Annotated in this window: 22 protein-coding genes; 7 read left to right on the plus strand and 15 right to left on the minus strand. The window is 26.9% G+C overall.

What is annotated here, in order from left to right; translation table 11 throughout:
* Positions 1-6: 6 nt before the first annotated feature.
* The 7 genes from Q4A58_RS03025 to Q4A58_RS03055 form a co-directional block, all read right to left on the minus strand.
* Entirely contained in the window at positions 7-633 is a 627-nt protein-coding gene (locus Q4A58_RS03025) for a GNAT family N-acetyltransferase (protein ID WP_303116481.1), read from the minus strand.
* The gene (locus Q4A58_RS03030) at positions 630-1,850 is read right to left on the minus strand and encodes a DegT/DnrJ/EryC1/StrS aminotransferase family protein (RefSeq protein WP_303116482.1); all 1,221 of its coding nucleotides are present in this window, start codon (positions 1,848-1,850) and stop codon (positions 630-632) included. The genes Q4A58_RS03025 and Q4A58_RS03030 overlap by 4 nt, the downstream gene beginning before the upstream one ends.
* 16 nt (positions 1,851-1,866) lie before the next feature.
* A complete protein-coding gene (locus Q4A58_RS03035; protein WP_303116483.1) occupies positions 1,867-2,472 on the minus strand; it encodes a sugar transferase in 606 nt (201 codons plus the stop codon).
* Positions 2,469-4,640, minus strand: coding sequence for a nucleoside-diphosphate sugar epimerase/dehydratase (locus Q4A58_RS03040; RefSeq protein WP_303116484.1), 2,172 nt, complete (start codon positions 4,638-4,640; stop codon positions 2,469-2,471). The genes Q4A58_RS03035 and Q4A58_RS03040 overlap by 4 nt, the downstream gene beginning before the upstream one ends.
* 283 nt (positions 4,641-4,923) lie before the next feature.
* Positions 4,924-6,495 (minus strand): ABC transporter permease, encoded by a 1,572-nt coding sequence (locus Q4A58_RS03045; RefSeq protein ID WP_303116526.1) that lies wholly within the window; start codon positions 6,493-6,495, stop codon positions 4,924-4,926.
* Positions 6,458-7,207 (minus strand): phosphonate ABC transporter ATP-binding protein, encoded by a 750-nt coding sequence (gene phnC / locus Q4A58_RS03050; RefSeq protein ID WP_303116485.1) that lies wholly within the window; start codon positions 7,205-7,207, stop codon positions 6,458-6,460. Before phnC ends, Q4A58_RS03045 begins: the two co-directional genes overlap by 38 nt.
* Positions 7,208-7,310: 103 nt before the next feature.
* Positions 7,311-8,354, minus strand: a complete 1,044-nt coding sequence (locus tag Q4A58_RS03055; RefSeq protein WP_303116486.1) for a Fic family protein — start codon at positions 8,352-8,354, stop codon at positions 7,311-7,313.
* Positions 8,355-8,626: 272 nt separating this feature from the next.
* On the opposite strand from Q4A58_RS03055, the gene Q4A58_RS03060 reads away from it, so the two are divergent.
* Together Q4A58_RS03060 and Q4A58_RS03065 are read left to right on the plus strand one after the other, a co-directional pair.
* A complete protein-coding gene (locus tag Q4A58_RS03060; RefSeq protein ID WP_303116487.1) occupies positions 8,627-8,896 on the plus strand; it encodes a type II toxin-antitoxin system RelB/DinJ family antitoxin in 270 nt (89 codons plus the stop codon).
* A 7-nt stretch (positions 8,897-8,903) separates the two neighbouring features.
* Entirely contained in the window at positions 8,904-9,170 is a 267-nt protein-coding gene (locus Q4A58_RS03065; RefSeq protein ID WP_303116527.1) for a type II toxin-antitoxin system YafQ family toxin, read from the plus strand.
* A gap of 99 nt (positions 9,171-9,269) precedes the next feature.
* Here Q4A58_RS03065 and Q4A58_RS03070 read toward each other — a convergent pair whose 3' ends face one another.
* Together Q4A58_RS03070 and Q4A58_RS03075 are read right to left on the minus strand one after the other, a co-directional pair.
* The gene (locus Q4A58_RS03070) at positions 9,270-9,911 is read right to left on the minus strand and encodes a hypothetical protein (RefSeq protein WP_303116488.1); all 642 of its coding nucleotides are present in this window, start codon (positions 9,909-9,911) and stop codon (positions 9,270-9,272) included.
* Positions 9,912-10,223: 312 nt separating this feature from the next.
* Positions 10,224-10,580, minus strand: coding sequence for a hypothetical protein (locus tag Q4A58_RS03075; RefSeq protein ID WP_303116489.1), 357 nt, complete (start codon positions 10,578-10,580; stop codon positions 10,224-10,226).
* A 90-nt stretch (positions 10,581-10,670) separates the two neighbouring features.
* On the opposite strand from Q4A58_RS03075, the gene pip reads away from it, so the two are divergent.
* The 4 genes from pip to Q4A58_RS03095 are packed head-to-tail and all read left to right on the plus strand — an operon-like array spanning position 10,671 to position 14,063.
* The gene (gene pip / locus Q4A58_RS03080; RefSeq protein ID WP_303116490.1) at positions 10,671-11,627 is read left to right on the plus strand and encodes a prolyl aminopeptidase; all 957 of its coding nucleotides are present in this window, start codon (positions 10,671-10,673) and stop codon (positions 11,625-11,627) included.
* Positions 11,617-12,627, plus strand: a complete 1,011-nt coding sequence (locus Q4A58_RS03085) for an asparaginase (protein WP_303116491.1) — start codon at positions 11,617-11,619, stop codon at positions 12,625-12,627. Before pip ends, Q4A58_RS03085 begins: the two co-directional genes overlap by 11 nt.
* Before the next feature lie 12 nt (positions 12,628-12,639).
* Complete coding sequence (locus tag Q4A58_RS03090) at positions 12,640-13,368, plus strand: hypothetical protein (RefSeq protein ID WP_303116492.1); 729 nt, start codon at positions 12,640-12,642, stop codon at positions 13,366-13,368.
* An 8-nt stretch (positions 13,369-13,376) separates the two neighbouring features.
* Positions 13,377-14,063 carry a murein L,D-transpeptidase catalytic domain family protein gene (locus Q4A58_RS03095; RefSeq protein WP_368501059.1) on the plus strand — a complete coding sequence of 229 codons (687 nt, stop codon included), beginning with the start codon at positions 13,377-13,379 and terminating at the stop codon, positions 14,061-14,063.
* A 103-nt stretch (positions 14,064-14,166) separates the two neighbouring features.
* Here Q4A58_RS03095 and Q4A58_RS03100 read toward each other — a convergent pair whose 3' ends face one another.
* The 6 genes from Q4A58_RS03100 to sppA all read right to left on the minus strand — a co-directional run bounded on the left by Q4A58_RS03100 (position 14,167) and on the right by sppA (position 20,901).
* Entirely contained in the window at positions 14,167-14,991 is an 825-nt protein-coding gene (locus tag Q4A58_RS03100) for a sirohydrochlorin cobaltochelatase (RefSeq protein WP_303116494.1), read from the minus strand.
* A gap of 147 nt (positions 14,992-15,138) precedes the next feature.
* Positions 15,139-16,020: a UTP--glucose-1-phosphate uridylyltransferase GalU gene (gene galU / locus Q4A58_RS03105; protein WP_303116495.1), complete on the minus strand. Its 882-nt coding sequence runs from the start codon at positions 16,018-16,020 to the stop codon at positions 15,139-15,141.
* Between the two features lie 18 nt (positions 16,021-16,038).
* Positions 16,039-17,955 carry a methionine--tRNA ligase gene (gene metG, locus Q4A58_RS03110; RefSeq protein WP_303116497.1) on the minus strand — a complete coding sequence of 639 codons (1,917 nt, stop codon included), beginning with the start codon at positions 17,953-17,955 and terminating at the stop codon, positions 16,039-16,041.
* Positions 17,948-18,592, minus strand: a complete 645-nt coding sequence (locus Q4A58_RS03115) for a lysophospholipid acyltransferase family protein (RefSeq protein ID WP_303116499.1) — start codon at positions 18,590-18,592, stop codon at positions 17,948-17,950. The genes metG and Q4A58_RS03115 overlap by 8 nt, the downstream gene beginning before the upstream one ends.
* Before the next feature lie 148 nt (positions 18,593-18,740).
* A complete protein-coding gene (locus Q4A58_RS03120; RefSeq protein ID WP_303116500.1) occupies positions 18,741-19,094 on the minus strand; it encodes a YbaB/EbfC family nucleoid-associated protein in 354 nt (117 codons plus the stop codon).
* Between the two features lie 70 nt (positions 19,095-19,164).
* On the minus strand, positions 19,165-20,901 hold the full coding sequence (gene sppA, locus Q4A58_RS03125) for a signal peptide peptidase SppA (RefSeq protein ID WP_303116501.1): 1,737 nt from the start codon (positions 20,899-20,901) through the stop codon (positions 19,165-19,167).
* A 222-nt stretch (positions 20,902-21,123) separates the two neighbouring features.
* Here sppA and Q4A58_RS03130 point away from each other — a divergent pair, with 222 nt between their 5' ends.
* The gene (locus tag Q4A58_RS03130; protein ID WP_303116502.1) at positions 21,124-22,659 is read left to right on the plus strand and encodes an AbgT family transporter; all 1,536 of its coding nucleotides are present in this window, start codon (positions 21,124-21,126) and stop codon (positions 22,657-22,659) included.
* The last annotated feature ends 27 nt before the right edge of the window (positions 22,660-22,686 follow it).

The following is a 22,686-nucleotide window of genomic DNA, read 5'->3' on the forward strand; positions in this document are numbered from 1 at the left end:
CCCCTATTAAATTAAATTTTTAATAAAATATATACTTTTTTCCTCTTTTTTTTCAATTTCATATCCGCACTTTTTATAAAAATGTATAGCTCTTTCATTCTCACTTTTTACTGATAAACCGACTTTTTTTATATTATTTTTTATTAATGCTTCACAAAAAAATTTTTCCATATTGTATGCAATGTTTTCACCTCGAAACTCTTTTCTAATTGCTATAGAAAGTAGCCTTTGTGATTTACTTTCTGGTAGTTTTTTCTCTCCACTTCTAGAAAAAAACTTTATAAAAAAAGCCTCTTTTATGAAAGAAATTCTTTTCCAAATTCCTCCCCATAAAACTTTATTTCCTTTAAGTAATTCTTTTAAAATAATTAATGATATTTTATTAAAGTTCTCTTTAAAAAAATTTTTTCTAGAATTTGAATCACTGCTCCCTAGAATAAAACCTAATATTTTTTCTTTATTCTCTACAACAACAAAAATTTCCTTGTTTTCCAAATAACACTTATAAAATTTGTAAATTAATTCTTTTCCAAAAGCTGTTAAAAAATAATCTGAAAATTCCTGTATATGTATTTCGGCTATCTCATCTAAATCACACATTTTCGCTAATCTATATCTGTATTGATTATTCATAATTTATTTATAGCCTCCCATAAGTAATTTATTATATACTTCACATCCTCTTTACTTATAAAATCATGAATAGGCAGTGAAATTTCATTTTTATACATATTATATGCATTAGGATAGTTTTTAATATCAAAGCCTAAATTTTTATATGCAGTAAATAAAGCCAATGGTTGAAAGTGAACGTTAGTAGCTATACCTTCTTTTGCCAAATCCTCAATTACCTTATCTCTAAAATCTTCTTCTCTATCTTTTAGACGAATCATATACAAATGCCTACAGCTTTCATTATCATCTTCTTTAAAAATTGGAAGCTCTATTTTTTCTAATAGTCCTTTTAATTCTTTCTCATACCAAGAAACTATTTCCTTCTTTTTTTTCAAAATTTCATTATCATATCTTTTTAATTGTGCAAGTCCGATTGAAGCCATAATATCAGTCATATTACATTTATATCCTGGAATTAAAATATCGTATCTCCAAGCTCCTGCCTTCATTTTTGCTAAGGCATCTTTGTTTTGTCCGTGAAGAGCAAGCAACATTAATTCTTTATAAAGAGTTTCACTATCTTGCCATTCTTTGTTACACCAAGTTAAAGCGCCTCCTTCAGCTGTTGTTAAGTTTTTAATTGCATGAAATGAAAAAGATGTAAAATCTGCAACACTACCAACTTTTTTTCCCTTATAAATACTACCAAATGAGTGTGCTGCATCAGCTAAAACCATTATTCTTCCTAATTTTTCCTGATATGTTCCCTTTTTAGGATTAAATATGTTTTTTTTCTTTTCAACTATTTCAAAAATTTCTTCATAGTCTGCTGGGTATCCTGCTATATCAACTGGAATTATAACCTTTGTTTTTTCCGTTATTGCTTTATCTATTTCCTTAGGATCTATATTAAAACTTCCAGGTTTAGTATCTACTAAAACTACTTTCGCTCCGCAATGTAGTGCTACACTTGCAGAGGCTGAATATGTATAAACACTTGTTATAACCTCATCTCCAGGTCCCACATCAAATAATCTTAATGCTAACTCCATTGCCGCTGTTGCTGAATTTAAGCAAACTGTTTTATCTGAGTTACAATATTTGCTTATTTCCTCTTCAAAGATTTTAGTTTTAGGTCCTGTTGTTATCCAACCTGATTTTAGAGTATCTACTACTTCATCTATTTCTTTTTGCCCTATATCAGGTGGTGAAAATTGTATAATTCTTTTTTCCATATTTCCTCCCACTCACTTAGCTTTTTATTTCTACTCCAATTATTTTTAATATAGTTAAAACTATTATTTTTATATCCGTTATAAGTCCCATTTCTTCTATATATTTTTTATTTAACTCTATTTTATATGGCATTATATTTTTAATATAGTAATCTTCTGGATCCTCCTGTATGCCTAAAATTTCACTTTCATTTGAGAAATAAATTGATGCATAATCCGTTATTCCCGCTTTTACTTTCAATATTTCTTTTTGTTCTTCTGTATAATAAGCAACATATTTAGGAACTTCTGGGCGTGGCCCTACAAAACTCATCTCTCCTTTTATTATATTAATTAATTGAGGTAATTCATCTAATTTGGTTTTTCTCAAAAAATTTCCTACTTTAGTTACTCTACTATCTTGCCCTACTGTTATTTGTTTATTTCCCTCTGTATCTTTTTTCATGGTTCTAAATTTATAAATTTTAAACTTTTCTCCATCCTTAGTTATTCTTATTTGTCTAAAAAAAACTTCTCCTGATGAGTCTAATTTTATAAAGACTGCAATTATTAAAAATATAGGAAAGAAAAATATTAATCCAAGTATTGAAAAAAATAAATCAAAAACCCTTTTCCTTATCATAGCTCCCTCTTTTTAGCATATTCAACCTCTTTATAAGACCTTACTAAATCTTTCATTACACATTTAATTTCATCTATATTTGCTCTTTTTACACAATCTTCTAATAATCCATAAAAGTTTCTTATATCAACTTGACCATCCTCAATATTTGTTATAAATATTTTTTTATTTTCTGTTTTTATAGCTGAGTTTACATCATAAAGTAATTCCTCATACAACTTTTCTCCAGGTCTTAATCCCACTATATCTATTCCAATATCTGCATTTGAAAGTTTAATCATCGTCTTAGCTAAATCATATATTTTAACAGGTTTTCCCATATCTAGTATAAAAATCTCACCACCATTGCCTAATGCACCCGCTTCTATAACAAGCTGTGCTGCCTCTGGAATGGTCATGAAATATCTTGTAATATCTTTATGAGTAATAGTCAAATTTTTACCTTCATCAATTAATTTTTTAAATATAGGAATTACTGAACCATTGCTTCCTAAAACATTTCCAAATCTCACTGCCATATATTTAGTATGTTTTGAAATTTTTGTCATATCTTGAATTATAAGTTCACAAGCCCTTTTTGTTGCCCCCATTATATTTGTAGGATTCACTGCCTTGTCTGTAGAAATTAAAACCATTCTATCCACTTTATATTTATCAGCACATTCTGCTACATTTTTTGTTCCAAATATATTATTTTTTATTGCTTCTTCAGGATTATGCTCCATCAAAGGTACATGCTTATGTGCAGCTGCATGAAAAATTATATTGGGTCTATATTTTTCAAACAATAATTCCAACTTTTCTCTATCTCTTACACTACAAATTTCTGAAACTAAATCTAACTTAGGATAAAATCTTTTTATTTCTAGTTCTAAAAAATAAATAGAATTTTCATTTATATCAAGATTTATAAGCTTTTTAGGAGAATATTTAGCTATCTGTCTTGAAAGCTCAGAGCCTATACTTCCTGCTCCTCCTGTTACAAAAATTACTTTGTTTTCTATAAGAGTCCTTATATTTATATCATTTATCTCTACTTCATCTCTTCCAAGCAAATCTTCAACCTTAACTTCTCTAATTTGATGACTAAGATCTGTTTCACTTACCAAATTAGTAACTGATGGTAACATTTTAATTTTTATATTTCTGATTTCTTTTATTCTATCTATTATTTTTCTCAATTCAGAACTATGTACTGAAGGTAAAGTTATAATAATTTCATTTATCTTTTCCCTACTAACTATTTTTTCTATCGAATTTCTATCCCCTAAAACTTTTATATTATATATATATGTACCTACTTTTTTTGTACTGTCGTCTATGAAACCAACTATATCATAGGGAAATTTATTATTAGTTAACGATTCTTTTGCAAGCATTGCTCCTGCTTCTCCAGCTCCATATATTAGAACCCTCTTTTCAATAGCTTGACCTTTATTTCTGTTAGAATAATATCTTTTAACTCTAAACAAATATCTAAAAAACAATTGAAAAAAAACAGAAATTATCAGGTTAAGAAAAACTAATAACACAGGGTATCTAATTAATCTCACATATATAACCATTAAAAATACTATTGCTGATATTGAATTTAAAATTATCAATGAAAGAACATCTAAAATATTTGTATAAGACCAACTCTTTTCGTTCATTCGTGTATGAAAATATCCTACCAAAAATATTCCTAAATATAAAAGTATAAATCTCTTATCAAGATAACTAAACCATAAGTTATCATATTTAAAAATATAGGTTATAAGCATTCCTAAGACTATTGCAATTGAGTCTAAAAAAACTTTCACTACATTTCTAACGCTGATATATCTATCTATATAATACTCTTTTTTATCAAATATTTTAATTATTACTCTATCCAAAAATAGCTGAAATAATGAAAAAATAACAAATATCATAAAAATAGAAAGCGATCTATAATATATAAAAAATATTCCAAAAACAAAAGTATTTAAAAAAATACTACTGCATTTGGAATCTTTAGTAGTAAAATTTAAGTTTCCACATATAAAATATAAAAAAAACAGAGCAAACAAAAAAGAATAGATAATCAGGTTTCTATTTATGTTTACTATTCTAAAAAGCCCTTCATACAAAGCTATTAAAAGTCCAATATAAATTACTCTTGTACAAATTAATCTATTCCTTTTCATCAGTAACACCTTTTATTTCAATGGTTTAATTATATTATAATTTAGAATTAATCCTTGCTAAGTAGCAATTCTCAATATTATTTTCTCACTATATAAATAAAAAAATAATTACTTTTATATTTATTGTCTAAATATTTCTGTAATTATCTTTAAATTTTTTATAGCCTCCTCCCCTATAAAAATAGGAAGTTTATTTTAGAGATATTATAGCACTTTAAAACGTTTTTTTCAATTAAATTTTTTATATTTTTACTACATTTCTTATCGAATTTCAAAAAATCTACTATTTTTTTAATACAGTTCTGACATAAATCGATATATTTTCTATTAAAATTATCGTAAAAATAAGTATTAAAAGTAGAAACCAAACTTTCTCCCAGTTTCTATAATTAATATGATTTATTAAAAGCTCTCCTATTCCTCCAGCTCCTACCATTCCTAAAATACTTGAATTTTTCATATTGGATTCGAATCTATACAGTAAAATTGAAATGAAATTTGTATATGTCGATGGTATCCAAAATCTTAAATAAGTGTAGAATTTTTTTAAGCCTATACTTTTCCCATATAGTCCGTAATCAATTTCACTACTTTCTAAAATATCAGTATAAACTTTTGAAATAACTCCAGTTGTATATAAATAAAGGGCAAAAAAACCACTTATAAAGCTAGGACCAAAACCGGAGAAAAATATTATAGCTACTATTACAGGTGGAAAAGTTCTGATTAAATTTATAAAAAATTTAGCCAGTATTGATACTTTTGAATTTGAAATGTTAGAATTTGCAAAAAAACTTAATATTATAGCTGTAGGTGCTGCTAAAAAAGTTGCAAAGAAAGCTAAAGAAAAGCTTTCCAATAGTGCTAATATTGCTTTTTTATAATACGAAAAATCTATATGCCCCATCTTTTTTAAAAATTCAAAAAATCTTTCAAAAATTGTAGATAAAGATGGCATATCTGCAGATAAATAAAGTATTTTTAAAAAATAAAATAATATAAAAAATAGGAATAGTGCAAAAAATATCTTTATATTTTTTTGAATACTATATGCTCTATAACTACTAGTTTTTAAAAAATCATCTTTTTTTCTAAAAAAATAACTAATTGAATCCGTTATAAAAATAAAAAGCAAAAGTAGAACTATGATAAAAGATACTTTATCATATCTCAAATAATTTAAATTTTTCCATAGTTCCTGCCCTATTCCTCCAGCACCTACCATTCCCAAAACGCTTGCTCCACGCATACTTGATTCTAAACTTAAAAAAAATATAGAAAGTATATAGGGCTTAGATATTGGATAGACACAGGCTCTAAAAAAAGTAAATTTAGAAAAAGCTAAACTTTTAAAGGAGTTTATTCTTTCCTTCGCTATTTCTTCCAAATATTCTTTTATTAGCTTACTTGCTGAAAAGAAAGTAATTATAAAAAGACTTATAAAACCTGTAAAACTTCCTGTCCCAATTAAATTAACTAAAATAGCTGCAAAAACTAAAGCTGGAACTGTTCTAAAAATTGAGAAAATTGAATTTAAAATTTTTAAAATATACTTATTTTTTATTGTATAAGATGAAAAAAAAGGTGAAAATAAAGCTGCAAAAAGAACCCCAAAAAACGAAGATACAAAGGCTATAATGAAAGTTTCAAAAACTTTAAAAAGAACTTTTCCATAGTCTGAAAAATCTATCCTACTCATACCTTTTAAAATATAAGTTAATTTTATAAAACCTTGCAGAAAATCTTCAAAAGAAAGATTTATTTGTAGAAAAAAAAGCAATAAAAATATTGAATACAAACTACATTTTATTAAATTTTTAATTTTCTGAATTTTTATAAACTTTTCTAATGTCATCTTCACTTACCTTTTCACTTTCCTTAAAAAAGAATATTTTGCCATCTTTTAATGCTAAAATTTTATCTGAAAATCTCTTTGCTATATCTACATTATGCAAATTTAAAATTATAGTTTTATTTTTCTTATCATTTATTCTTTTAAATATTTCCATGATTTGTTTTGCATTTTTTTCATCTAAACTACTTATTGGCTCATCTGCTAAAATTAGATCAACATTTGGTGCTAAAGCTCTTGCAATTGCAACTCTTTGCTTTTCTCCACCCGATAAATACTTTGCCTTTGTATAAGCTAATTTTGTAAGTCCTACTTTTTCTAAACAATACATAGCTCTTTCATATTCATTCTTAGAGTAAGAATTAATTAAAACCTGAAAAGCATTTTTTTTAGCTAAAAAAGGAAGCATTACATTTTCTATGACATATAGGTTTTCTATTATATTAAAATCTTGAAAAACAAAAGCCATTTTTCTTTTCACTTCATTTTTTTCTTTTTCTTTTAAATTTGTAATTTCTTTACCATAAAATTTTATACTTCCAGAATTTATTTCTTCAAGTGCATTTAAACATCTCATAAGTGTTGACTTTCCAGCTCCACTTTCTCCTATTATTGAAATAAATGCTCCTTTATCAATAGAAAAAGAAAGTTCTTTTAAAATTTCTCTATTTCCATAGCTTTTAACTAATTTATTTACTTCTATAATTTTTTCCAAAATAACCCCTCACATTTATATAAATTTAGTTTACATGTTATTACTTTCTTCTTTACGATATTATACCGACTTTCTCTAAACTTTAAAAGCTACTTCTTCAAAATTAAATCTTAATATATTTTGTTGAACGACCATTTCCTATTTGTTTTATCTTTTTATTATCTTGCAATTCTTTTAAAGCTCTTTCTATAGTTCTTTGTGATATGTCTGGGCAAAGAATCATAATATCTTTTTTAGATAATGGTCCCAATGATCTTCGAATGATAAATAGTACCCTTTCAGGAGATGTCAATTTCTTTTCTCCAATCAATTTAAATCTGTCATCACATTCTTTATAGGCTTTTAGGATGATTCCAAGCATATATTTCATAAACGGAAGTTCATCATTTTCTCCTGTATGCCATTTTTCACTAGAATTTCTTAGTCCTTCATAATAAGAATCCTTGCTTTCCTCAATTAACATTTCCACACTGATATATCTTCCAACAAAATACCCAAATTTATATAATAAAAGAAGTGTTAGTATTCTACTCATTCTTCCATTTCCATCATCAAATGGGTGAATACATAAAAAATCATGAATAACAACAGGTATTAAAAATAATGGTGGAATATTTGCTTTCACTGCTTCATTATATGCTTCTACCATTTTATCAAAATATCTTTCAGTTTCAAAACTACTAACAGGCTGAAAACGAATTTTTTTATTGCCTTTTATATCAACTTCAACAATGGTGTTGTCAAATGTCTTGAATTTTCCCTTATTCTTTGCATAGGAATAAGAATATAGTTGATTATGCAAGGTTAAGATATCATTTTTATTAAACTCAATATATGGATAATTTTCATGTATAATGTCAAGTACATGTCTATATCCTGCTATTTCTTCTTCATCTCTGTTTTTAGGCTCTGCTTTTTTTTTCATTAATTTTTGTAGTCTTGTATCATTAGTATAAATTCCTTCAATAGCATTAGAAGACTTTGTACTTTGTACTTTTGCAACATAGATCATCTTTTCCAAAACATCTGGATAATTTTCTACATATAGCTCTTGTTTCCCTTTATATTCATGAATTTCTGCTATAATATGATAGATATTAGCTGGTAAAGTTAAATCCATAAGTTTTAAATAGTTAAACTTTCTCAAAATAACACCTCCTTTTTCATAGCCATTATATCATATATGGCTTATATAAATCAATAATGGCGAGATTAATCTCGCCATTATTTAATCTTTGACAAAGTATTTTAATTCAATACTTTCTCTCTTTATTTTATAAAAAACTTTTATATTTATTTTTTTAAATATTTTTAAAAGCTATATAATTGATATTATCTAAAAATATTATATTGCAATTCTATTTTTTTATTGATATAATTGTATTGACAATATATATACAAAATAAAGGAGGGAATATTATGGCTATTATAAATATTAGAGTTAATGAAGATATTAAAAAAGAAGCTGAAAATATTTATAAGGAAATAGGTTTAAATATGAGCACTGCTATAAATTTATTTTTAAGAAAATGTATACTTGAACAGGGTATCCCTTTTGACTTAAAACTTCCTAATAAAGATACTCTTGAAGCTATTGAAGAAACTGAAAAAATTTTAAATGAGGAAATTAAAAGACCTGTTTATTCAAATGTAGATGATTTATTTGAGGAGCTAAACAAAAATGTATAAATATTAAATAATAACTACTACAAAATTTGAAAAAGAATATAAAAAAATCAAAAAAAGAGGATATAATGAAAACTTACTAAAAAAAGTTATTGAGATTTTAGCTCAAGGAAAGGAATTACCTATAATCTATAAGGACCATGAATTAATTGGAAATTTTAAAGGATATAGGGAATGCCATATTTTAAATGATTGGCTATTAATATACAAAATAGAAAAAGAAAAGTTAGTTTTAGTTCTATCAAGAACAGGAAGTCATTCAGATTTATTTGGATAAGGTATATATCACTATAAATGGGGCTGTCACAATTATAAAAATTGCGGCAACCCCATATTTTTTTTAAAGTAACTTATCATTAAACCTTATATAATTTTATTAATATTTATTTTCTTCTACTAATTCGGGTAAATATGAAGTATTATTTAAATTATAATATTTTTCATCTTTTCCATTAAAATTATCATAATATCCAAATTTAAATTCTTGTTCATATCTATTACCAATTAAGTCATAGTATTCTATTTTAAATTTCAAAAAGTCATTCATTAGTTTTTCTTTTCTATCAGTCATCACTGAAAAACTTATTCTATCTCCTACCATAGCATAATATTTATCTATATATCTATAGATAGTATAGTTATTTTTACTATATCCTTCAGTTATAATTTCCTTTCTATTTTCCATTTGACATATTCCAATATTTGTTGCAGATTCTTTCCCTATATTAATTAATGAAACTTCTAAATATATTTTCCCATTTTCTTCTTTAATTTTTGAATCATCTAGAATTAGATTAAAATATGGAATTAAACCTGCTCTACTATTTAATTTCTTAAAAATATCATCAGTTATTTTTTCTTGTTGCCTTATCTTTTCTTTATTTTCTTCAAAATATACTTGCCAAGTTTTAAACATTAAGCCTATTTTATCTTGTTTTCTTGTATAAAAAAAGTTTATTATGCTTACAACTATTGAAACTATTGATAAAATCGTTGGATCTAAAAATTTTATATTCATTATTACTCCTTCTTAAAAAATCTTGTTTTTATAATTTTAATATTTCAATAATCAATTTACTACAATAAAATTACATTACTTTTTTTGAATAATTATTCAGGATATATATTTGTACTTTTCTTTTAAAATATTCCTTAAAATATCTTACCTTAAAAAAGTCTTACAAAAGGCGAAAACCAATATTGTTGTTCCTATTGGAAGCATCATTCTTATTACGATTAGAAACCTCGCAATTGTTAGCACTATTGTTCCAAGAAGCACCTATATAATATATACCCTATATTAAATTAAATTTTTTTATTAATTTTATTCTTAAATTTCTAGTATTATATTTTTCCAATAACCAAATATACTATTTAAAGTCTTGTATAATTCCTCTTCAGTAATCTCTTTATTTTGATATTCTTTGAGTTTTTGTTTTATTTTAGTTTGACTTATAGTAATACTCTCTCTTTTTATTCTTATAAGATTTTTAAATATTCTAACTCCACAAAAAGAAATCCCATTATCAACTTTATTAAAATAAGTAGCTTCCTTTTTTAAAGATAAATTTAACATATTTAAAAGATACTCTTCTATTTTTTTATTATTTACAAATTTATCTAATATTTCATTGTTAAATTCACATATTTTTTTATCAAAAGGAATCGTTATTATTTTAAATGCCATTTTTTCTCCAAAAAACTTTTATATTTATTTTTTTTTGATACTTTGGTATACTTATATTAATATAATTGTTACTCAGAAAGGAAGTTTTAAATGAATACAGAATTTTATCCAAGCATTGAACCTTTTAAATCTTACATGCTTGACGTTGATAGTACTCACAGTATATATGTTGAAGAGTGTGGAAATCCAAATGGGGAAGCTATAGTTTTTTTACATGGTGGACCGGGAGCTGGTTGTGGAAAAAAAGCCAGAAGATTTTTTGACCCAGAATTTTATCATATAATTTTATTTGACCAAAGAGGTTGTGGTAGGTCTAAACCCTTTCTTTGCGTAGAAAATAATACTATTTTTCATTTAGTTGAAGATATGGAAAAAATTAGAAAGCATATAGGTCTTGAAAAATGGTTACTTTTCGGTGGGAGCTTTGGCTCAACTTTAGCTTTAACTTATGCCTTTCATCATCCAGAAAGGGTGAAAAAAATGTTTTTGCAAGGTATTTGTTTATCAAACAGGGAAGATTTACTTTGGTTTTTCCAAAAAGGTGGACTATCTGAAATCTATCCTGATGAATTTAAAAAATTTGAAAGTTTTATACCAGTTGAAGAACGAGAAAATATGCTTAAAGCTTATTATAAAAGAATTCATTTAAATGAAGATGAAGAATCTAGAAAAACTGCTTGTAAAATTTGGAGTGATTATGAATTGAGAGTTATGGAATCTGAAATGCCTCCAATTAATCCTGAAATTTTGCCTCATGACTTATCTTTAGCTCTTATTGAAACTCATTATTTCTATAATGAAATGCATTGGAAAGATAACAACTATATTTTAAATAATGCAAATAAAATAAAAAATATTCCCTGTTCTATTGCACATGGACGTTTAGACTTTAATTGTAGACTTTATTCAGCTTTTAAGCTTACTGAAAAATTAGAAAATTTTGAATTAGTCGTTGTTGAAGGAGCTGGTCATTCTCCTTTCAGTGATAAAATGTCTAAAGTTTTAATAAAATTTTTAGAGGAGTATAAGGTAGAAAATGAAAGATAAAATACTCATTATAAATACAGGTGGAACAATTGGTATGGTGGGTAATCCTTTAAGACCTGCCTATAATTGGCAAGAAATAACTGCTGAACATCCAGTTCTTAAGCAATTTCCAACTGATTATTATCAATTTGAAACTTTAATTGATTCATCGGATGCCAATCCTAGTTTTTGGTTAAATTTAGCAGAGGTTATTAAAAAAAATTATGACAAATATATCGGCTTTGTAATACTACATGGAACCGACACTATGGCATATACTGGTTCAATGCTTTCATATATGTTTAAAAACTTAGCTAAACCTGTTATATTGACTGGTGCTCAATCTCCTTTAGTTTACCCAAGAAGTGACGGCTTACAAAATTTAATAAACTCTATTTATATAGCAGGACACAAATTATTCAATATCAGTCTAGTTCCTGAGGTCTGTATCTGTTTTAGAGATACTCTTTTAAGAGCAAATAGAAGTAAGAAAACTGATAGCAACAACTACTATGGTTTTTCTTCTCCTAATTATTTGCCCTTAGCTGAATTAGCTTCTGAAATTAAAATAATACATAATAGAATTCTTCCTCTTCCCAATGAAAATTTTTATCTTGATAAGAGTTTAAATTCTAATGTAATTATGCTAGAATTATTTCCTGGAATGAATCCAAAATATTTAAGAGAATTTTTTAAAATTGATTCAGATATAGAAGCTCTGATTTTAAAAACTTATGGAAGCGGAAATACACCTACTGATAGTTATTTTATAGATAGTTTAAAATCAATAGCTGAACAAGGGATTCCTATTTTAGATGTAACTCAATGTGTCTCTGGTAGTGTAAAAATGCCTCTTTATGAATCAACTGATACTCTATCTAAAATGGGTGTAATAAGTGGGAGTGACATTACTTCTGAAGCAGCTATAACAAAGATGATGTATCTACTTGGAAAAAAACTTTCTCTTGAAGAAATTAAAAAAGCTTTTAAGCTTTCCATATGTGGAGAACAAACTGTTTAAGAAGGGAGAACTATGAAAAAAATCTTGATGCTTATACTTTTTAGTCTTTCTTTTTTTAACTCTTGTAAAAAAGAAGTAAAAGAGAGTATTAGCATTTATACTGATAAAAATTTAATTATTCTTACAAATGATATTATTAAGAGCTATGAAAAAGAGAATAGAAATGTTAAAATAAATATTTTAAATGAAAAACCTAAAAATTTGAAAAGTTTAGATATAATTATAAGCTCTGATGAGAATTTTTTTACTACCATAGAAGAAACAGAAAAAATTTCTTATAAAGATGACTTTCATGAAAGCTTTTTTGCTGATGATACTATTTTATTAATAGGAAGAAGAAAATTAAACAGCCTAAATGATCTTCTATATAGTCATATAGCTTGCCCAAATTATGAGAGTAAAGTAGGTAAAATTTTCATTGATAATATTTCAAACTTAGATTTCTTTAAAGAAATATCAAAAAATATAGAATATGTGGACGATGCTATCTCTGCTATGCAAAGTGTTGACCTATATGAAAGCGATTATGCTGTAATAAATTCCCTACTTCTTAGTTCTACAAAAAATACTGAAATTTGTTTCACATTAAGTACTATTGATGAAAAGGGAGAAAGTACTGATGAAAAAATAGTTTATAATAGTTATGTAAAAAAAGAAACTTCTGAAAATGTAAAAAATTTTTATGCTTTTTTACATAGTAAAAAAGTTGAAAAATTAATAGAAGAACATAGAAAAAGATAGGAGGATTTATGTTAAAAAAATTATTAATCTTTTTAATTATAATTTCAAAGTTTAGTTTTTCAGATAATAATATTAATATAGTTGATAAGTATAACTCTTTTAATTTTAATAACAAATTAGAATATGAAATTTTTGAAAAGGCCTACCTTGGTTACTTACAAATTTCAGAAAAAACTTCAGAACTTTTAGCTATCATAGATTATTCTAAACCTTCTTCAGATGAAAGATTTTTCTTACTTGACTTAGCTAATAATAAAGTTTTATATAATACTCGTATAGCACATTCTAAAAATTCAGGTTTCGATATACCAATAAAGTTTTCAAATGACCCTAACTCCTTTGAAAACTCCTTAGGTTTTTATCTAACCCTTGAGGAATACAATGGTGCTTATGGAACATCTCTCAGATTAAAAGGCTTAGAAGAAAATATTAATTCTAACGCTGAAGAAAGAGCCATTGTTATCCATGGTGGGAATATTGCCGACGATAGTTATTTTGAAAAATATGGCTTTCTAGGTAGAAGTCTAGGCTGTCCAGTTTTACCTACAAATATAATAGCTAATGTCGTTTCTTTAATAAAAAATGGTACAGTTGTCTTTATAAATGGAAATGATGACTCTTATATGGAAGAAAGTAAATTTATGAAAAAACTTAGTTCATTTAACTTAAAATTAACCAATATTCCAAATTTATAAAAGAAAAGAGGCTGCTGCAAATTTGATTTTAAAATCTTAAAATGCAACAGCCTCTTTTTATGATGAAATTTTCCTAAAACATCTAAATTAATTATAATAGAGTTTACAAATATTTTTTAGAATACTCCTTTTTGAAATCTCCAATAGATGATTTCTTTTCTTTCAAAGCTGTATTCAAATGAGCTAAAAAAATATTTTGTATAGCCTCAAATTCTCCTAAACCTTTTAAAATAACTCTATTTACCTTGATACCATTTTCTTCTAATTCTTCTTTATAATCAATAGCCATATCATTTTTAGCATGTTCTCCTGCCACAAACATAAACGGTGCCATCGTTACTTCCTCTATGCCATCTTTTTTTAATTTTTTTATTAAAACATCCATAAGAGGATATTCTTTTGTGCTCACAACATAAACATTTTCATGCCCATATTCATCAAATACATACTCTATCATAGCATAAGCTGCTCCAACAGGAGAATCTGTACCATGACATACTAAAACTAAAGCTTCTTTTTTATTTTGAGGTACATATTCATCTTGAAGTGCTTCAACAATTTTTTTATAATCCTCTACATTATAAAGAAGAGGCTTCCCTATCTTTATCGTTTTAAATCTATGTTCGTAGCTTTTTAACTCATCCAATAAATTTTCATATTCTATACCAGGAATTATATATGAAGGTTGAACTATAAGATTTTCATAACCTTGCTCTGCTAACTTAGCCAAAACTTTTAGTGGATCTTCTTTTTTTATATTTCTGTCTTTCAATTTCTTTAAAATCATTCTAGAGGTATAAGCTTCATACATATCATAGTCTTTAAATTCTAAAGAAAATTTTTTATTCATTTTATCAATTGTCAGCTCTCTTGTGTCATCATGTGTAGTCCCAAAATGTACCATAAACAATGCATTCTTATGTTCCATAAATCCTCCAAAAAACTTTATTTTGTTTTGCAAATTAAAATTCTTATTTAATTATTACATTTTTTGTAAAAAATGTCAACAACAAAGATAAATTTTGCTATCCTTAACCACAAAATTTTTGAATTAAAGTTTTATTAATTCTTAAATTTATAAGCTAATCTTTAAATCTTTTAAGTATTTCCTCAAATCTTCCTTAGTTTCTTCATTTTTAAGACCATACTCTATATTTGCTATGAGCAAACCTATCTTATTACCTATGTCATATCTCTTACCTTCAAAATTATAAGCAAGTACATCTTCTCCTGCTCTAAGCATATTTAAAATTGAATCTGTTAATTGAATTTCTCCACCTTTACCAGGTTTTGCATTCTCTAAAAACTCAAATATTTTAGGTGATAATAAGTAGCGTCCTAGACAGGCCATCTTAGATGGTGCCTCCTCTATATTTGGTTTTTCAATGAAGTCATTTATTTCAAAAGTTCTGTCGTCTAAAGTTTTTTTAACTTCAACAATACCATATTTTGAAACATCTTCCTGTGGTACTTCCTGACAGCCTATTACAGATTTACCATATTTTTCATACTTTTCTATAAGTTGTTTAGATACAACTTTTTGAGAATTATATATGATATCATCTCCCAGTGCTATCAAAAAAGGTTCATCGCCTATGAAACTTTTTGCCTTAAGTATTGCATGTCCTAAACCCAAAGGCATATTTTGTCTGACATAATAAATATTTGCCATATTTGAAATATGAGATATTTTAGATAAAAGTTCAGCTTTATTTGAATTTTTTAAAGTTTCTTCCATCTCATAAGAATAATCGAAATGATCCTCTATTGAGTTTTTATTTCTTCCTGTTATTATTACTATATCAGTGATTCCTGCTTCCACCAATTCTTCAACTATATATTGTAATGAAGGTTTATCAACTATATTTAGCATCTCTTTAGGTAAAGCCTTTGTTGCCGGTAAAACTCTAGTTCCCAATCCCGCAGCAGGAATAACAGCTTTTCTAACTCTTTTCATAGTTTCTCCTTTATTCAATTATTTAATAATAGCACCTGCTTGAATATCTTTATCTATAAAAACCAATTTAACTCCATTTTTATCTTCAGTTGTAAGCAACATTCCCTGTGATAATTCACCTTTCAATTTAGTAAATTTTAAATTTGTTACTGCCATTACTTTTTTTCCAATAAGTTTTTTAAAGTCTGGGTAATATTTTGCTATTCCTGAAATAATTTGTCTTTCAAATTCTCCGTCAAAGATTTTAAACTTCAGAAGTTTATCTGCTCCTTCAACTTTATCGACATCTAATATTTCAACAACTTTTATTTCAACCTTACTAAATTCTTTTATATCAATTGGATTTGCCACTTTTAACTCTTTCTTATTTGTATCTTCTTCTTTTTCTATTTCTATTCTTGGAAAAATAGGATTTGCCTCTCCTAATTTATGACCCGACGGAAATTTATTCCATTGTCTTATATTCTCTATCCTTAAATCTTCAACTTTAACTTCAAAACCTAGTTGTTCATATATTTTTTTTGCTGATCCAGGCATAAAAGGTGAAATCATAAAAGCTATTTTATAAAGCGCTTCCGCTAAAATATTCATAACAGTTGCCAATCTTTGTTTTTTACCTTCATCCTTTGCTAATACCCAAGGCATAGTTTCATCTATATATTTATTTAATCTGGAAATGAATTTCCAAATCGATTCCAAAGCCTTTGAGTATTCAAATAAATACATATGTTCTTCCACTTCTTTTAACACTTCCTCAAAAAGTTTTTTAATTTGCTTATCAAGTTCCTCATCTTGTCCATTAGTAGCAATTACAGAAGAGAAATATTTTTTATACATTCCCAATGTTCTATTCAATAAATTCCCTAAGTCATTAGATAAATCTGAATTTAATCTATTTATTACAGATTTTGTTGAATAATCTCCATCGCTTCCAAAACTTGCTTCTCTCAATAAATAGTATCTGAAAGCATCAACTCCATATTTTTTAATTTCTTTATATGGATCTACAACATTGTTTTTCGATTTAGACATCTTCTCTCCCTCTGATGTCCACCATCCATGAGCCACTATACTATCAGGAAGTTTTTCCCCTGCAGATAGAAGCATACAAGGCCAAATAATAGCATGAAATCTTAAAATATCTTTTCCTATTAAATGAACAACTCTTGAATTATTCCATTTTTTATTAAACATTTCTAAATTGCTCTCATAGCCCACAGCTGTCATATAATTTGTAAGTGCATCAAACCAAACATACGTTATATGTCCTGGAGCAAAATCTATAGGTATTCCCCAAGAAAAAGTATTTCTAGAAATAGATAAATCCTGTAGACCTTGTTTAATAAAAGCTACTACTTCATTTCTTCTTGAATGCGGTAGTATAAAATCTGGATTCTTTTCTATATGTTGAAGTAATTTATCCGCATATTTTGACATTCTGAAAAAATAGGATTCCTCTTTTACTATACTTAAATCTTTGCCACAATCTGGACATTTATTACTACCATTTAATTGATTTTCTGGAAAAAAAGTTTCACATGAAATACAATATTTTCCTTCATATTCACCCTTATAGATATCTCCTTTTTTATTTACAACATCTAAAATCTTTCTAACAGCTAATTTATGTCTTTCCTCTGTCGTTCTTATAAAATCATCATATTTTATATCAAGAGCTGACCACATATTTTTAAAATTTGGAACCATATAATCAGTCCATGCCTGAGGGCTATAGCCTTTTTGTGCGGCCGTTTGTTCAACTTTTTGACCATGCTCATCTGTTCCTGTCAAAAAATATGTGTCATCTCCCATTGATTTTCTATATCTATTCATTACATCTGCTGCTATTGTTGTATATGCTGTTCCTACATGTGGATCACCATTAACATAATAAATTGGTGTTGTTACATAAAAATTTTTGCACTCTCTACACATTATTTTCCTCCAAATATTTTTCTGCTAAACTATTAGCCTCATTTATTTTCCCTTGAATATGTTCAGCTAATTTATCTATATCTTCATCTTCTCCTATCTTTATTTCCTCACCAATAAAAATACAAATTTTAGAAAAAGGTTTAGGCATTTCAAACTTATCCCAAGTCTTTTTAAATATCCATTTTTTTTCATAAGCAACTCCAAAAGTTACAAGTGGTATAGAACTCTTTTGTGCTAAATAAAGTAAGCCTTTTTTTGCCTTTTCTTTGGGTCCTTTTGGACCATCAAGAGGAGTTCCCATAGAATAGCCCTTCTTTAAATATTTCAAAAGACTTATTGTACTGGATACTGATTTTTTATCTGATGAGCCCCTAACTAATGTATAACCAAGTTTTTCAAGCGGAACACTTATTAGTTCTCCATCTTTTGTTGGGCTTGAAAGAGCAACCTTTTTTTCAAGACCTTTAAAAAATATGGAAGGTGTTGCAAGTTTATTATGCCAAAAAGCATATATATATGCTTTATTTGTGTCTATATTCGCCTTATTAACTACTCTTACTTTTAAAGTAAAAAATAAAAATTTTAGAATATAATAAAGGATTAACCCATAAAAACGATATTTTCTATTTTCTTCCATTACATATACCTCTATGAGAATTATTTTTGTTCCTTGGCTGAATCATAAAATCCTTATAAATTTAATATTTATATAAAAATACCCAAGAGAAAACATCTCTTGGGTTTAATTTTCTCAATCTATTTTTAAGATTTAGAATTTCTTAAGATTAAAATAGTCCTGGAATGTTTAGCCCACCTGTCACCTTAGACATTTCACTTTCAGCTAATTCATCCGCCTGTGTCATTGCATCTTTTATTGCTGATAGTATAAGGTCCTCAAGCATTTCTTTGTCAGTTGCTGCCTCTTTAACTATCTCATCACTAAGTTTAACTTCAATTAGTTCTTTTTGTCCATTTACTCTAACACTTACTGCCCCTCCACCAACTGAAGATTTAACTTCTTTATTTTTTAATTCCTCTTGAATTTCTAACATTTGCTGTTGCATAGCTTGAGCTTGTTTTACTATATCAGCTTGGTTTGCATTTCCAGCAGGTCTTGAACCTTTTAACTTTCTAACCATTTCTTCCTCCTAAAAGTTTTTGTACCTTGTTTATTATACCTTTATTTTTTTAATATTTCAATAGTGTATTTTATTCTAATATTTCATAAGGCATATATAAAATTGGTTTATTATACATATTTTCATCATATAACTTGTTTTTTATTAAATTTAGAGCATCTTTCTTTAGAAATCTTGAATATTTTTTATATAAATTTTTGACATCTAGTTTTTCTTCTAAAAACACTACTTCAAAATCTTCATCTAACTGTAAGTCTGTAACCATAGAAAAAATGCTATCAGAAAGTCCTCCTACTTCATCAACAAGCCCTATTTGAACAGCTTCTCTCCCAGTCCATATTCTTCCCTCTGCTATTTTTTCTAATTTTTCTCTAGGTATTTTTCTTCCTTCCGCTACCTCATTTAAAAAATCATCATACACTTTTAAATTAGATTTTAGAATTTTATTATATTTTTCTTCTGTCATTTGTTCTGAAGAATACAGATCTGCAAAATTTCCTTCACTTATCTTTTCATTATTAATTCCAACTTTTTTTAAAAGTTCAGAAAAATTAGGTATTATACTGACAACACCTATTGAGCCTGTTATTGTATTCTCATCTGCAAATATTTTTGTAGCATTTGAAGAAATATAGTATCCTCCCGAAGCTGCAACAGTTCCCATGGAAACATAGATAGGTTTCTTTTTAATAAACTCTTTTATTCTATTATTAATTTTATCCGAGGTAAGAGCTGAACCTCCTGGAGAATCAATTCTTAAAACAACCCCCTTTACAGTTCCATCCTTCTCAAGTTTATCTAAATTTTTAATTATACTTGTAGAACCTATAAACATATTATCAAAAATATCTTCATCATAATGAATTATTTCTCCTTCTAAAGCCAATACATATATTTTATTGTTACTTCTAGGATAACTATATACAGAATAATTTTTAGCATATTCACCTAGACTAACTATCCTCTCTTCACCTATATTTCTTAAAAGCTCATCCCAATAAATATATCCATTAATTATTTTTTTATCAAACAGATCCTGTGAAGAAGCTGCAACCAGTTCTCCTTCTTTTATTATTTTATCTAAACTTTCCCTATTATATTTTAAATTCTCACTCACTACATCCAGAAAATGCTGATAATTTTCATTCAATATTCTTGTTGTATCCTCTCTGTTCTCCTTTGACATCTGTGAACTAGCTAAATCTTCGCCATAGCTTTTATAGTCTCCCGTGTTAACTATATTGACCTTTAGCCCTAATTTGTCTAGAAGATTTTTTTTGTAAAAACTCTCCTTAAAATATGGAAAAATATTGACAACTGTTGAATGAGTTTTAGGCATATAGATTTTATCCACAAAACTAGCAATATATAGATTTTTTCTATTAACATCCTCCATATATGCTATAGTATCTATATTCTTATTTTCTTTTATCTCTGCTAATTCCTTTCCTAATTCTTCTAACTGAGCATAGCTTAAACTTACACCATTTAACTTCAATACAATACCTTTTACATTGTCATTAAAATTTATATCCATAACATTTTTTATTAAAGAATAAAAATTTATACTCTCTTCTTCAAAAATATGTTTACCATGCCCCTTTTCCCTAATTTTTTCTCCTAAATCTATAGTTACATAAATATCCTTTTTTATTTTAGGTCTTTCTTCTTTTTCAAGAATAGCTACGAAAATTATTATTATAAAAAAAAGAAATAAGGCAAATTTTATAAAAAAAGAAAATATTTCTTTAACTATAAATAAAATAATACTTTTTAAAAAATTAAAAAACCATTTTAAAATTTTCATTTTTCCTCCTTGTATTTTTATACCTATATTTTATATCATTTCTTATTTAGATTCAAATATTAAATTTTTTATTAAGTTTCAATTTGTGATGTTTAAAATTTTTCTTGTTTTTCATTAAATTTTACTTGATTTTTTATAAGTTTTATATTATTATGATATTATCAAAAATGTTTTTATAAAAAACACTACATTTAAAATGTAGACAAAAAAATAGGAGGTATTATGGTTAAAGAAAAGAAAAGTTTTTTAGAAAAATTTCTTGATTTTGTTGAGAAGGGTGGTAACAAACTTCCACATCCATTCACATTATTTTGGATTCTGTGTTTAATTATTGCTATTATTTCTGCTATTGCTGCTGCTGGAGGGACATCTGTTACTTACACTGCACTAGATAGAAAAACAATGGAAATTAAGGAAACAACTCTTGCAATAAAATCTTTATTAAATCCTGAGGGAATTAGATACATATTCTCTTCAATGGTTGGTAATTTTACAGGATTTGCTCCATTAGGAACTGTTCTTGTTGCCATAATAGGTATAGGAGTTTGTGAAAAAACAGGACTTATGGGAGCTGTTATGAGAAAAGTTGTTTTAGCTACTCCAAAAAGAGCTTTAACAGCTATGGTAGTTTTTGCTGGTGTTATGTCTAATATAGCTTCTGATGCTGGTTATGTTATTTTAATACCTTTAGGAGCTTTAATTTTCTTATCATTTGGAAGACATCCTCTAGCAGGTCTTGCTGCTGCGTTTGCTGGTGTTTCTGGCGGTTTTTCTGCAAACCTATTACTTGGAACTCTTGATCCACTTTTATCTGGAATTACAACTGAGGCTGCTAGACTATTAAGACCTGATTATTTCGTTAATCCTGCATCTAACTATTATTTCATGGTTGCTTCTACTTTCTTATTAACTCTTCTAGGAACTTATATAACTGATAAAATTATTGAGCCTAGATTGGGAGAATATAAAGGTGATGAAGTTGCAAACACTCATGAACTTAGTGATGTTGAGAAAAAAGGGTTAAGATATGCTGGTATCACTGTTATTTTATTTATAGCTCTTATGGCTTTCTTAACTTTGCCTGAAAATGCTGTTTTAAGAACTAGTGGAACATTAAAAGAATGGACTTCTAAAGGTCTGGTTCCAACTCTTATGATGTTTTTCTTATTCCCTGGTATAGTTTATGGGCTTACTACAAAAACTATAAAATCTGACAAAGATATAGCTGGAATGATGGGAACATCTCTTGCAACTATGGGAGGTTACTTAGCTCTTGTATTTGCTGCAGCTCAATTTGTTGCTTATTTTAACTATACTCACCTTGGAACATTTATTGCAGTAAAAGGTGCTGATTTCTTAGAAAGTATAGGTCTTACTGGTGTACCATTAATTGTTTTATTTGTTTTAGTTTCTGCTTTCATAAATTTATTTATGGGTTCTGCATCAGCTAAATGGGCTATTATGGCTCCTGTTTTTGTTCCTATGTTAATGAGATTAGGATATTCACCTGAATTTACTCAATTAGCATATAGAGTTGGAGATTCTACTACTAATATAATTACTCCACTTATGAGTTATTTTGCAATGATAGTTGCATTTACACAAAAGTATGATAAAAATGCTGGTATAGGTACTTTAATTTCTCTAATGTTACCTTACTCTATTTGTTTCTTAATTGGATGGATTATATTCTTGGTTATCTGGTTCTTAACAGGATTACCTCTAGGAATAGACGGAGTAATTCCATTTGTTTTATAAATTTAAATAATCTACAAACTAAAAAGG

This window comes from Fusobacterium sp., assembly GCF_030528405.1.
Classification (GTDB): Bacteria; Fusobacteriota; Fusobacteriia; order Fusobacteriales; family Fusobacteriaceae; genus Fusobacterium.